The 11,692-nt window shown below is 38.2% G+C and carries 17 protein-coding genes; 1 reads left to right on the top strand and 16 read right to left on the bottom strand.

The window, feature by feature from the left end; genetic code table 11:
* The 10 genes from SOS22_RS05720 to SOS22_RS05675 all read right to left on the bottom strand — a co-directional run.
* Positions 1 to 523 (bottom strand): flippase-like domain-containing protein (locus SOS22_RS05720; RefSeq protein WP_320596603.1); only part of this gene is annotated, 523 nt, incomplete at its 3' end.
* A gap of 8 nt (positions 524 to 531) precedes the next feature.
* Positions 532 to 1,569, bottom strand: coding sequence for a glycosyltransferase family 4 protein (locus SOS22_RS05715; protein ID WP_320596602.1), 1,038 nt, complete (start codon positions 1,567 to 1,569; stop codon positions 532 to 534).
* 78 nt (positions 1,570 to 1,647) lie between these two features.
* Entirely contained in the window at positions 1,648 to 1,977 is a 330-nt protein-coding gene (locus tag SOS22_RS05710; protein WP_320596601.1) for a hypothetical protein, read from the bottom strand.
* Positions 1,978 to 2,044: 67 nt separating this feature from the next.
* Positions 2,045 to 2,869 carry a PTS system mannose/fructose/sorbose family transporter subunit IID gene (locus SOS22_RS05705; RefSeq protein WP_320596600.1) on the bottom strand — a complete coding sequence of 275 codons (825 nt, stop codon included), beginning with the start codon at positions 2,867 to 2,869 and terminating at the stop codon, positions 2,045 to 2,047.
* Positions 2,870 to 2,871: 2 nt separating this feature from the next.
* Positions 2,872 to 3,717, bottom strand: coding sequence for a PTS sugar transporter subunit IIC (locus tag SOS22_RS05700; RefSeq protein ID WP_320324872.1), 846 nt, complete (start codon positions 3,715 to 3,717; stop codon positions 2,872 to 2,874).
* A gap of 63 nt (positions 3,718 to 3,780) precedes the next feature.
* The gene (locus SOS22_RS05695; protein WP_320324873.1) at positions 3,781 to 4,272 is read right to left on the bottom strand and encodes a PTS system mannose/fructose/N-acetylgalactosamine-transporter subunit IIB; all 492 of its coding nucleotides are present in this window, start codon (positions 4,270 to 4,272) and stop codon (positions 3,781 to 3,783) included.
* 68 nt (positions 4,273 to 4,340) lie between these two features.
* Positions 4,341 to 4,772 (bottom strand): PTS sugar transporter subunit IIA, encoded by a 432-nt coding sequence (locus tag SOS22_RS05690; RefSeq protein ID WP_320324874.1) that lies wholly within the window; start codon positions 4,770 to 4,772, stop codon positions 4,341 to 4,343.
* Positions 4,773 to 4,899: 127 nt separating this feature from the next.
* Complete coding sequence (locus SOS22_RS05685; RefSeq protein ID WP_320324875.1) at positions 4,900 to 5,658, bottom strand: DeoR/GlpR family DNA-binding transcription regulator; 759 nt, start codon at positions 5,656 to 5,658, stop codon at positions 4,900 to 4,902.
* Positions 5,659 to 6,607: 949 nt separating this feature from the next.
* Positions 6,608 to 7,012, bottom strand: coding sequence for a hypothetical protein (locus SOS22_RS05680; RefSeq protein ID WP_320596599.1), 405 nt, complete (start codon positions 7,010 to 7,012; stop codon positions 6,608 to 6,610).
* A gap of 2 nt (positions 7,013 to 7,014) precedes the next feature.
* A complete protein-coding gene (locus tag SOS22_RS05675) occupies positions 7,015 to 7,578 on the bottom strand; it encodes a hypothetical protein (RefSeq protein ID WP_320596598.1) in 564 nt (187 codons plus the stop codon).
* Positions 7,579 to 8,002: 424 nt separating this feature from the next.
* Between SOS22_RS05675 and SOS22_RS05670 the strand changes: the two genes are divergently transcribed.
* A complete protein-coding gene (locus SOS22_RS05670) occupies positions 8,003 to 8,632 on the top strand; it encodes a helix-turn-helix transcriptional regulator (protein WP_320596597.1) in 630 nt (209 codons plus the stop codon).
* 672 nt (positions 8,633 to 9,304) lie between these two features.
* Here the strand turns inward: SOS22_RS05670 and SOS22_RS05665 are convergent.
* The 6 genes from SOS22_RS05665 to SOS22_RS05640 form a co-directional block, all read right to left on the bottom strand.
* On the bottom strand, positions 9,305 to 9,550 hold the full coding sequence (locus SOS22_RS05665) for a DUF6275 family protein (RefSeq protein ID WP_320596596.1): 246 nt from the start codon (positions 9,548 to 9,550) through the stop codon (positions 9,305 to 9,307).
* A gap of 20 nt (positions 9,551 to 9,570) precedes the next feature.
* Entirely contained in the window at positions 9,571 to 9,840 is a 270-nt protein-coding gene (locus SOS22_RS05660; RefSeq protein WP_320596595.1) for a hypothetical protein, read from the bottom strand.
* Complete coding sequence (locus SOS22_RS05655; protein ID WP_320596594.1) at positions 9,841 to 10,680, bottom strand: peptidoglycan recognition family protein; 840 nt, start codon at positions 10,678 to 10,680, stop codon at positions 9,841 to 9,843.
* 98 nt (positions 10,681 to 10,778) lie between these two features.
* Entirely contained in the window at positions 10,779 to 11,096 is a 318-nt protein-coding gene (locus SOS22_RS05650; protein ID WP_320596593.1) for a hypothetical protein, read from the bottom strand.
* Positions 11,083 to 11,295, bottom strand: coding sequence for a holin (locus SOS22_RS05645; RefSeq protein ID WP_320596592.1), 213 nt, complete (start codon positions 11,293 to 11,295; stop codon positions 11,083 to 11,085). The genes SOS22_RS05650 and SOS22_RS05645 overlap by 14 nt, the downstream gene beginning before the upstream one ends.
* A gap of 139 nt (positions 11,296 to 11,434) precedes the next feature.
* A partial coding sequence (locus SOS22_RS05640) for a hypothetical protein (protein ID WP_320596591.1) occupies positions 11,435 to 11,692 on the bottom strand: 258 nt, incomplete at its 5' end.

Raw genomic sequence — 11,692 nt, 5'->3', positions numbered from 1 at the left:
GCGCAATGGTATACAATACAAGGATCACGATCAAATTGATCAAATAACCTAAAAAAATGATACGAAACCAGCCACTTTGACTTCGATAATAGGCATATCGCAAGATAAATAGAATAGTTACATAAATCATCATCGTGGTTTGATAGATAATAAAGTCAGCCCATAAAATACTGGCGGAGTCACTCACTTTGATTCCTTGTTTCTTCATGATATAGACTTGACCAAATTGACCACCCGTACTGCTTGGCGTAATGCCGGCAAAGAAAGCCCCCACAAACGCAACCGCAACGCCATCTTTCACGGAATATTTTTGAATATATTTCCTCCCTAATACCACATAAACAAGTCCCCATACAATCGTAAAGAGGGCACCCCATAGTAGCACGATCAAAAGGGAGAAGATATTCATGGAAGCAATTGCATGCACGATGATAGTAAAGTTGTCTTTTAACGCAAAGTATAGAGCAATTCCCGTAATGGATAAAACTAATAGAATGTTCCATACATATTTATGATTTTTCATAGTCGTTCCTATTTATACTTCTTTTCTTTATATGCATCGACATAAAATTTTCGCCACATGTCTAAAACATGTTCTTTCGAATAATAGTCGCTGATTGCTTGTGAATCAGCTTGTGCACTGCGATAGATACTTGGTTCATCGTGTAGATTCTTAAGAATCTTGGCAAATGTATCGTTATCATTGCCACGCAGATAATGGTCAAACAAAATATCTTTGTAGAGATCTAGATCACGTAAAACCAAAGGAATGCTTAGATTGACTGCTTCTAAGATGGTCATTGGAAACAATTCATTATAGCTTGGCATAAAAAGGACATCCGCCATATTATAAAGGTCAACCATGTCTTCGCGTGGTACGATACCTAAAAAATGCACATTTTTGGGCGGATGTGCCTGTACTTCTTTCAATTCTTCATAGCCATCCGTAATTTTCCCAAACGAAAATCCTCCTGCCCAAACGAATTGATAGTCTGGACATTTTTTTGCCACTTCCACAAAGTCCAATACGCCTTTACGGGTTTGTACTTGTCCAGCATCAAATACGATAAAATCATTGGCTTGAAAGCCATATTTTTGACGAATTTGATTCCGTTGCTCTATGGGTTTTAAATAAAATTGTTCCTTAGAAACAAAGTTAGGAATATAGTAAATCTTTTTACGATCAATGCCATAGGCAACCAAATCATCTATAAAGCTTGGATTCACAACGACCAAGCGATCAGCACTCTTATAAAATTGAACCACGTATTTACTAAAAACAGTAAAGGCAACGCCAGGGAGTTGTAAGCTGCCTTCTAGTGTATCGGGTAAAAAATGACAATAGGCAATATTTACACAACGATGATCATGCATTTTCACAAAAAATTGGGGATCTACCGTATGAAAGTGTTGAATATCGCTTCGATGTTTCCAATCGTTGATACGGACATCAAAAAGGTCAGACGCTCCTTCTTTGACTAAGCGTACCTGTTCTTTATAAGCGCTACCTACACCTTGTCCAGCTACTTTATCGGCACTGGAATACATCGTAATGGATAATTTTTTCATATATACACCTTCTAGGCACTATTATATCAATACCATATTCCTATAGTCAAAAAAAGACATAGCTTCGCTATGTCATCGCTATTTATTCTCTTTTCCTTGATACAAATCAATTTTGGCAAGCAATCCTTTCCGTCCATTTCGATAGGAAATAAAGGACAAGACCATTAGTATCAAAAAGACAATGGAACCAATCAAACCAATCCATCGAAAGGCCGTTTTAAGTCCCGGACCTATATTTGGCAGGAATGCGTCATTTGTCACGTAAGCACCCCAAATATATAAAATGACGAAAATAACTAATAAAATGGTTTCCCATCGAATGATTCTTCGAACGCGTTTCAACATGGCATTTTCTTGATCAATAATACTTGCCAGTTGCTCTCTTTCTTTATGTGATAACTTACTCATCTGATCACTCCTTTGTTTAAGAAAAAAAAGCAGAGGCTAAAGCCTCCGCTTTGCATATCGTTAAAGATTAACCTAAGATTCCGATTACAGATCCAACGAATCCGATGACTACGAACAACAATAATACTTTAACAGCAGACATACCTTTCTTAGCTTGTAAGAACCAAGCCAACAATACGAATGCACAAGTTAATAGTTTAGGGAACGCACCATCTAAACGAGAGATCAATGTAACATCAGCACCAGTTGAGTCTTTTGCGATTACCAATGGAGATGAAACAGTTACCCAAGAAGCAGCCATTGCACCAACGATTACTTGTCCTAAAACCATTACAGATTCACGGAATGCAGTCGCTTTATCACCAACTAATACATCAACAGCAGAACCACCAAGTTCGTAACCTTTTTTGAAGACAAATTTTTCAAATAAGATTTCCGTTACATTCCAAACGATGATATAGAATAGAGGACCAATTGGAGATCCACCTTCAGCTAATCCTAATGCGATACCAAGTAAGATAGGGATATATGTACCAACGATCAAAGAATCACCGATACCGGCAAGAGGTCCCATCAAACCTGCACGAATAGAGTTAATGAATTCATCATCGATTTCTTCAGCACCGTTTGCACGAGCTTCTTCCAAACCACAAGTAATACCAACAACGATACCACCAATTTGAGGTTCAGTATTGAAGAATGGAGTATAAGCTTGCATAGCCTTTACTTGATCTTCATGACTTGAGTAAAGATCTTTAATTGGAGCAAGCATAGCCCACATGTACCCACATGTCTGCATGTGTTCTTGTGAGAAACATGTTAAGTTTCCATACCACCAACGCCAGAATGCGGTATTTAACGCCTTTTCAGAGATTTTTTTCTTTTCAGCCATGATTAAATATCCTCCTCATCGTCGTCAGCACCACTAGCGCCAGCGCCAGCTTCTAACAATTCAATCTTATTCATAGCCATCTTGTAGTCGATCAATGCGAATACACCACCAACTGCTGTAGCGGCTAACAATGTCAATCCCATAGAAGCTGCCAATGCGAATCCAAACATGAAGTAGATCAAGTCAGAATTCTTAGTGATTACAGACTTCAACAAGATAGAGATACCTACAGCTGGTAAAACAGCACCAACAGTTAAGATAGCCTTGACGTACCATACAGAAGTATTTAAGTTGTTGAATACTTCTTCTACGGCACCTGAACCATAGTAGCAAAGTAATGTAACTGGAATAAATGAAATGACGATATTTGTGATCCAAGGCAGTAAGGCATCTACTTTACCGACACATTCAATATTTCCTTTTTCAATTTGAGCCCAGCCCCAGTGTTGCCAGATCAAGTTCATCATTGCTGTTAAATAGAACAATGTGATACCGATAACACCAGTCATAGCAGAAATAGAAGATGCTAATCCTTGCGCTTCTTTTCCACCAAAATCCATACCTGCAGCACGAGCACCTACATAAGCCAATGGAATACCAATATAAGAAACGGCACGCAAGTCAGATGCGACGGTTCCACCTGGAGTAACCAAAGCGATCCACATAACTTGCATTGGCATTGAAATTAGGATACATCCACGAAGATCGCCGAAGACGATTCCCAATAACAAACCAGCAACTAGTGGACGGTTCATCGTATAGTTACCGATAGTAGTACCGGCCATGGCAGGTGTAGAAGCAGCTAACATACTCAAAATACCAATAATAATAGCTTGAAATAAAGTCATACTCTTCTCTCCTTTAAACCTTATACTTTATTTATCTAAATGCTTACTAGAAGCTGCCTTCTTCTAGTAACCAAATTTAGATCTAAATTTATCCCAAGTACCAATTGAAGTTTCTTTAACCAATGCGAATTCAACTTCGTAACCAGCTTTTGTGATGGCTTCTAGTGCATCCGCTTCTTCTTGAGTGATACTTTGGTTGTTACCAAGTTTTGTAGCACCGGGACGATCATTACATGGTCCAATGATGATACGTTTTACATTGCTTGGTACAAATTTGTGATCAACTAAGATCTTCTTCATATCGATTGGATTCTTAGTGATCAAGAAATAGTTTTTCTTAGAATTCAATACTTTCTCTTGTACATCTAAGAAATGTTCCATCGTCCAAACAAAGACTTTCTTATCTGTACTAGCCTGGAAAGATTTTTTCAAAACAGGCGTAGTTGCAGCTTTGTCATTCACTGCAATAATACCATCACAAGGGTATTCTTTTGACCATCTTGTGACAACTTGACCGTGAATGATACGATCATCCACACGTACGAAACTAATCATTATATTATTCCTCCTTTAGTTTCTATCCAGACGTTCTATGATCTATGAAACGTCCTTACCAAATTTTATTAAATATCGTCGTCTTGATCAGCATCGTCGTCTACTGTAAAACGAGTCAATCCTGAACGACCTTCACTCAACAATGTTTCTGCTAAAGCATCAAAATCATCGAAATTGTCTTTCATCAAAACAGCCGTGATTGCCATTGGCATGTTCATTCCTGCTAATACCAATGTATTTCCCATCAAGCCGCGTTCTGAAAGTACATTCAATGCATTGGTGAATGGAGATCCACTTAAGATATCAGCCAATAAAATAATTTGATCATCATCCTTGATATCTTTTGTTAGTGTCTTGAAGTTTTCTGCAAATTCATCGGCACTCATTCCGTCTTTCAAACTTGTAGAAAGAACATCATCGCGATCACCAGTCATCATTTTGACAGCTGAATGTAAACCAGGTGCGAACTCACCATGACTTACCATAATTACATATTTCATTGTTTCGTCCTCCGTCTTATTACTCCTCCATGTTAACATGGTTTGTAACCTCTTTCAATCATTTGTTCACATAATTTACCATAATTCATCAAGGGATGTATACAAATGATCAAATACTGTTCATGCGTCAAGATACTTCGATAATTTCCGGTATTTCTTTAACGATGGCTTTATCTTCTTCGGAAAAAGGATTTGTTACTAAAGTATCGATATCTCTAAAATTACAAAACGCAAAAGAAGCTTTCTTCTTAAATTTAGAACCATCCATTGCTACAATTGATTTTTTTGACTGGACAATAACATGTTTTTTGATATTGATCTCATTGTACGAAAGAATCGTAAATCCATGAGCATTCGCAATCCCATCGCTACCAAGAATAGCGAGATCAAAAGTGATTTCATCAATAGCTTCAACGACACGATGGCCATGGGTCCGTAAACCGATATTCGTAACGGGTCCACCTAAAAAGATCGTATGGATATCCATCAATGCAGTTTGATAAGCCACGGGTATGCTATTGGTCACGACCGTGATGCCATGTTTGGTTGCCAAAACGGGCACTCCCAATAACACCGTAGATCCCGAATCCAAAAAGATGACTTGATTATCTTCTACCAAGTGCATAGCACGAATACCCACAACTTTTCGATCTGTTTCATTTTCTTTTTCACGCCATTGAAGGGGTGATTCTTCTAATTCAGAAAGACTTCGCGCATAGCCATGTTCACGAACAACACGACGTTGCTTTTCGAGATCGACTAGATCCGTTCGCAATGTTTCCGTCGTGACATCGAGCTGATCAGCGAGATCTTTGATGCGCATGCGACCATTATCAACCAACAACTGATAAATCTGATTTTGTCGTATCTCTTTTTTCTTTGACATTTCTGTCTCTCCCCTTGCAAAGCAAAATTATTATATCATTTTTTCTTATTTTACCAAATTTTTTACAAATTTATTGTTCTTCCCCAATGATTCGATACTGGAAATCTACTAGTTCCACCAAATAAATCTTTCACGATTTAATTATCTCCTATTTCTTCTTTTCCCTATCATTCCAAAGTAATATCTCTATTTTCTTTTACTATACCAATTTTTTTGTAGTTTTTTAATATTCAAATAATCACATTGCATTTTATTTTTAAAATACAATAATGAAGATGGGACAACAAATCTGGAATTCCACACGTACAGAAATATCCATCCAGATATGTAAGTCCCCTTTTTTTAAATAAAAGTTATATATATCAATAAATGCCAGAGTTTTAGCCAAAAATGCCAGTTTATTGTAAATAAAAAGATTCCTGTTATTATATAAGTACAAAAGAAATCGATGCATACGAAGAGGAGAAATCTTCGTTTACATCCATTTGTTCGCACACAGTACAAAATAAAATCATTTGAAAAGGGAAAATGGTAAGAAGAAATCTTCTGAAAAAAGCTGTTTCAAATGAAAAAAAGGCATTCAATAAGAAGATACATGAGAAGAGAGATCCAAATGGAAAGAAATCTTCAATAGAGGTATGTTTGGAGAATCGATGTACTAAAAAAATCATTTAAAAGAAAATAGTGGTAAGAATGGAAAGGATTCTGAAAAAATCGTTTTAAATGAGAATTGATGGAAATATAATAAAAAAAAATGAATGCGAAGAGAAAACATAATAATAATACAAATCTTCAATAAAGGTCATTTTTGAAAGAGTATGGAAATCAAGTGTGAGGGTCAGAAAACATCCAAGAAGGGTGAAAGGGTATAAAAATAAGGTATACGGAAAACAAACAACCCACGAACAAATGGCATATTAAAAGAGCTAACAGATAACGTTAGCTCTTTTTAGTGAAATACGAATTTAATCAAGACAAATACAGCTAAACCAACAACCAATGGAACAATAAAAACCAATTGATAGTCACGAACAACTTCTTTCGATAATTCATTCCAACGGGCTTCATTGAACCAATAGTCCTTTTTATCTTCACTTTGCATGATGACGCCTTGATCAATCAAATTAGCCATCGTATACGAAATCGTTGAAGTTGATAAAGGCAAATCCTTAAATGCATCGATTTGTACAGCTCGCTTGGGGCTGAAAGCCTTATGTTTACGAAATACATTGATCACAGCTTCACTAGCGGTACGCCCACTATTTCGCTTCTTCATTTTTTCTTCTCGATCAAGAATCTTTTGCATCGTTAGCGTAACTTGCGGTGTTTCCTGCTTTTTAGTATCCTTAGCCATAATTATCTTTTTCCTTTTTTCTTCGACGCTTTCTTTGCGGTTTTCCACGCTTCGGCATGTTCTTTTACAACGACAGCCATATTATTTGGTAAAACAATTCCATCTTGGCCAATTTGGATCTTCACAGTTGGTACCGTTCCTTTTTGACGCTCATAAGAAGTGATCATACGAAAACGATAAAATTTTTCCATATAGAAGAACCCATCTTCGGCAAACCATAATTTCTTACGTACGCTCATCTCAACACCTTGACCAAAGAAAATCAATGCCAACGCTAAATAAGCCACACGATAGTAGAAGATTTGACTCATGTCCACTTTTATTACCGTACCTGTAATACATAAGAAAACAATACAAACGATGCCAAAGGCAAATGTCAACAACATCGATTTTTTGGATCCATCCAATACTCCTGCATGTGGATGCTGACTCTGAAATAATTCGAGAGCTTTACGGTTTGCCATGATCAATTTGACCGTTTTATATGTGGACCAACCAATAAAGCCAAATATGATGATTGCGATGACCCACATTAACATGGAATCATTAAACATTGAAAAATTCATACTTATTCACTCCCATTGCAACAATTATATAAAAAAGAAGGCCTTTGAATCAAGCTATAAAAAAGGAAGATGCCTCTGGTACATCCTTTCAATTCAATTTATATTTTATTCTTTATTAAATGTGTAGGCCTTTGATACAAATTGATAGCTTTTTAGACCAATGAAAACGCCTTAGGTATCGTATTTTTACCTAAGGCGCTTTCAAGAAAGTTTTAAGAAAGGGAAAGCCATATCCCTTTACCTATATTATATATAGATATATTTGTGGTGCTTTTGTGTAACTTTGGGCTATATCGGTGTAAGGTTATCACGATTAAAACAAATTTCAAAAAAATGCAATTTGTGCTTGTATACCACGGTATACCGTGGTAGTATATGGGTGTAGATAGAAAGGGACTTAAAAAAAGCCCCGGAGGAAAATAATATGAAAAACAATATGAAAAACGAACAATTTTTACAAAATTACAATCCAAGCGAAATGTTGCATGATATGACCCACGCCATTCACGATTATGAATGGCTTGACAAGGCATTCCGCGATGCTATTAAGGATTTACAATCTGGCTTGCAGATCAACGGCAAATGCGAAAAAAATACCGTTGATTATTGGGAAGCTCAACGTACCAAATTAAATGAACTGGTTCGCTCTAAAAGCGTTGAAGATGCCTACAAAGAGTACCATGTTCGATTGTTAGAAGTCGATGGTACTTATACATTGTATTGCATTGATACAGGTGAGTATATGCCACTTAACGAACAAGCGTTTGACTTTGTGAGCAAAAAGCGTGTTAAAGGCTTTAGAAAAGACAAAGACGCATATTTCAATTATGCTTCACTTTGCTCCCTGATGGGTATCAAACGTGAGCTTAGGTTTGCGGATCTTTGGCCGCACACCACTTCAAGTCTTGCAAAAAAGGCCGGTGTGCCTGAACAGACGGTTCGTGATCTGATCAAAGGCCGAACCGATTTCGCAAAAATGTCAGTAGCCAACGCGATTAAATTGGCGTCCGCGATGAATACCACCGTTGACGATTTATACAAACGGCTGTATTAATTCTAAAAAAAGCATCGTAACATAAAAAAAATCGGGATGACCGCTAAGGCCATCCCTTTTTTTACTCGATAGAAATATAGTTGAATTATTCAACAATGCCGTTTTTAGAAACGGACAAAAGAGGAGAAGCACTTTAATCGGATTTATAAATGTCCATATGCTTTATATACGGTCTTTTTATGATAATAAGACCTATAATAACTTATAAAAAATCATGCCTATTTTTGTTTTTTATGCCAAAAATCGGCCACAAAAAAAAAGACAGTAGTACATGGGGCACTACCATCTCGAAAAGCAAATTGCTTTTTGTTCTTCTACTATAACTATACCACAAAAAAAAGAAGATAACCCAAAGCATATAGGATCACTCCCAACGTTTATCCATCGTAAGTTATCTTCTTTTTTTAGTCCCATCGAATGTGACCATTTCACAGTCATATTATAGCATAAAAAAAGAGGGTAGCCATATAACTACCCCTTTTACACGAAAACAATAGTTGAATTTTCTTAGTGCCACATTTCGTGATATTCGACACTATAATTTTTCTTAGTGTCATATTTTGCAAAATCGTGCACTAACTGCTTTTTTTAGAAAAACAGTAAAAACAATAACTGATTTTTGCAAAACATATACTTCAGTTTAAAAAGTTGTTTTGCAAATTGCTTTGCGAATTAATAAGTATCTTTGATGCATCTGTTTTCGAATTTTTTATATGCATCTAAATAGAATTCTTTTATATCGCCATTATAAGTTATTTCGTAATACATCCCATCGGCAAGCGTTGATGAAATCAACCACTTCCAGTTTTGTAATGCTTTAACCTTCCATACAACAAATACCTCATATTTTTTTGTGCTTTTTGCATCCAAATGTTCGTCAATATAGTTATAAACAATTCTTATAGCTTTTTCATCCATGTATCATCATCTCCTTTCTTTTAAAATAATTGGTCTGCTAATTCATACGTCTTCTCAAAAATCGACGGTTTGCACGGATAGTACTCGCCATCTATGCCACGGATGATATAGTCGCCATAGGAAGCATACATACAGCCCTCTAAAGTCTGCACATACGCACCTTCCAGGTATCCATCACGCCATGATAGCGTGATGTGCCCTTTTGCAAATTCGATGATTGCATCACGGTTGCTGAAATTGAGCTGCATCGCTTCGATCACGATCGGCTTCTTGCGATAGTGGAGCGCCATCTACTGACCTTCCTTGGTCTCGGTAAGGCATCGAGCCTTTAGCCAGTATCCTAATTCGGTGATGTATACACTGTCGGATGGTACATCGACTTTTCCAACCGTCATTTCGTGAGGGAATGCAAATCCACTGCCGACGTTAAGGATCTGATCTTTCTTGCCATCACGAGCGTCCACTTCATCAACATCTTTTGACGGGATCCAACCGCCGGCGACGGAGTTGTAGATCATCTGATTGGCAACATCAACTTTCTCGACAAGCATACCGATAGAGCGGACCTTGCTTCCTACTGTCAAGATCTGATCAGGCAAGTTGCCTTGCACTTTGTTTGTTGTAGGTTTTGACCCGGCCATCATAGCCTTTACGTCTTTCACGATCTGAGGCATACGGGCATGGATCCATGGGCCAGGACATGTAGTAGCGGCGAACATACGATGTTCTGTGAAACTTGCATTAGGCGTACCGTCATAGCTTGGTGTGATGCCATAGCGTCTGCAGATATCGGCGCATAGCTCAATCAGCTTAGTATATGCCGCGTCTGAGATGCTCCAGGTAGATAAGTTGTTATCGGCAACTTCGATGGTGATTGCTCTCTGATCGTTCCAGTTGCTTGAGCTTGTCCATGCTCGGCAGTTCTCATCTACGTAACATCCGACACGGCCGTCTGAACCGATGCCGTAGTTGCTCGATGCTTGTCTTGCCGTATTTTGGAAGACAGCGCCACACTGCTCGATAGATAAGTTACCGGCCATATGATGGATGGTGACCTTGCTTACCTTGCATACACGTTGACCACTATGGTTTGGTGATAAGATGATCTTGTTAGTTAGACTGCTATGCATACTACTTACCTTCTTTCTTTTCTTCTTCTTTATTGTTTGAAAGTTCTTCTTTTGCTTCGTTGCTTAATTTTTCAAATTCGTCTTTTTCTGCCATGTTATTACCCTTCTTTCTCTTCAAGCTTAGTGATTCTTCCGCATGCACTGTCTAGGTCTTCTTCGATCTTTTCCAAACGGAAGTCATGCTCGATTTGCTTTTTTGTCATCTTCTCGATATCTGATTTCATGGATTTAAGATCAAGCCTTGTTTCGCTCGAATCCCGACAAAGTGCATCTAATTTGAGATTTGCTTTGACAACACCCTCGGCATCCGACTTTGAGTTGCTCTTGATCATAACCACCACATTGACGATCAATACCGCGAAGGCGGCCAATGAAAACAAGAACTCAAAGGTCATGCCATCTTTAGGCGTGATCATCTTCCACCTCAGGCAAGCCGCCAAGGCTTGTAAGCAGTGATACCAGTCCGGACAATAGGCTTGCGGATAGCACCACTTTCCAGTCGACTGACTCGATCATGGTACTGGCCCCGATGGTCCCGACAGCCGTTTGGCATACCGTCTTGACCGCACGGATAAGTGCCGCGTCCCACCAGTTTTTTGATTGTAATTGATTCATAGATTAGCCCTCCTTGAAACCGTTCACGATCTCATCCATCTCGGTCTGAGTAAGTCGTCCAGCCTTGACAAGCATCTGAAGCATACGAAGTGTCCAGTACTTTGGGTAGTATAGTTTAGCCATCTGATATACGGTCATACTATGCACCTTCCTTCGTGGTCGAGTCCACACCGGACATGGCTTTTAAGAAGTCGATATCCGCTTTCATCTGTCCGATATCGATACCCATCGCGATGATCTGATTCAAGATTTCATCCTGTTTGTCCTGCTTTTTCTCTTCTTCTTTTGCTTTCGCCTCGGCTTCTGCCTGTGCCTTGGTGTAGGCATCATATTGAGTCTGATCAAAGGCTACATGTAACTTGCCTTCGGTGTCGTAGGAAGCCTTATAACCTTCTAA

The sequence above is a fragment of the Absicoccus sp. genome (genome assembly GCF_034090965.1).
Classification (GTDB): domain Bacteria; phylum Bacillota_I; class Bacilli_A; order Erysipelotrichales; family Erysipelotrichaceae; genus Absicoccus; species Absicoccus intestinalis.
The sequence above is the reverse complement of the archived record's forward strand: the minus strand, read 5'-3'. Positions and strand labels throughout refer to the sequence as shown.

Excerpts from the sequence above, each read along its gene's own strand:
- SOS22_RS05685 (WP_320324875.1), bottom strand. The coding sequence starts at position 5,658 with ATGTCAAAGAAAAAAGAGATACGACAAAATCAGATTTATCAGTTGTTG.
- SOS22_RS05695 (WP_320324873.1), bottom strand. The coding sequence starts at position 4,272 with ATGATTAGTTTCGTACGTGTGGATGATCGTATCATTCACGGTCAAGTT.
- SOS22_RS05715 (WP_320596602.1), bottom strand. The coding sequence starts at position 1,569 with ATGAAAAAATTATCCATTACGATGTATTCCAGTGCCGATAAAGTAGCT.
- SOS22_RS05645 (WP_320596592.1), bottom strand. The coding sequence starts at position 11,295 with ATGAATCAATTACAATCAAAAAACTGGTGGGACGCGGCACTTATCCGT.
- SOS22_RS05710 (WP_320596601.1), bottom strand. The coding sequence starts at position 1,977 with ATGAGTAAGTTATCACATAAAGAAAGAGAGCAACTGGCAAGTATTATT.
- SOS22_RS05665 (WP_320596596.1), bottom strand. The coding sequence starts at position 9,550 with ATGGATGAAAAAGCTATAAGAATTGTTTATAACTATATTGACGAACAT.
- SOS22_RS05650 (WP_320596593.1), bottom strand. The coding sequence starts at position 11,096 with ATGATCACGCCTAAAGATGGCATGACCTTTGAGTTCTTGTTTTCATTG.
- SOS22_RS05670 (WP_320596597.1), top strand. The coding sequence starts at position 8,003 with ATGAAAAACAATATGAAAAACGAACAATTTTTACAAAATTACAATCCA.
- SOS22_RS05700 (WP_320324872.1), bottom strand. The coding sequence starts at position 3,717 with ATGACTTTATTTCAAGCTATTATTATTGGTATTTTGAGTATGTTAGCT.
- SOS22_RS05680 (WP_320596599.1), bottom strand. The coding sequence starts at position 7,012 with ATGGCTAAGGATACTAAAAAGCAGGAAACACCGCAAGTTACGCTAACG.
- SOS22_RS05690 (WP_320324874.1), bottom strand. The coding sequence starts at position 4,772 with ATGAAATATGTAATTATGGTAAGTCATGGTGAGTTCGCACCTGGTTTA.
- SOS22_RS05660 (WP_320596595.1), bottom strand. The coding sequence starts at position 9,840 with ATGGCGCTCCACTATCGCAAGAAGCCGATCGTGATCGAAGCGATGCAG.
- SOS22_RS05705 (WP_320596600.1), bottom strand. The coding sequence starts at position 2,869 with ATGGCTGAAAAGAAAAAAATCTCTGAAAAGGCGTTAAATACCGCATTC.
- SOS22_RS05655 (WP_320596594.1), bottom strand. The coding sequence starts at position 10,680 with ATGCATAGCAGTCTAACTAACAAGATCATCTTATCACCAAACCATAGT.
- SOS22_RS05675 (WP_320596598.1), bottom strand. The coding sequence starts at position 7,578 with ATGAATTTTTCAATGTTTAATGATTCCATGTTAATGTGGGTCATCGCA.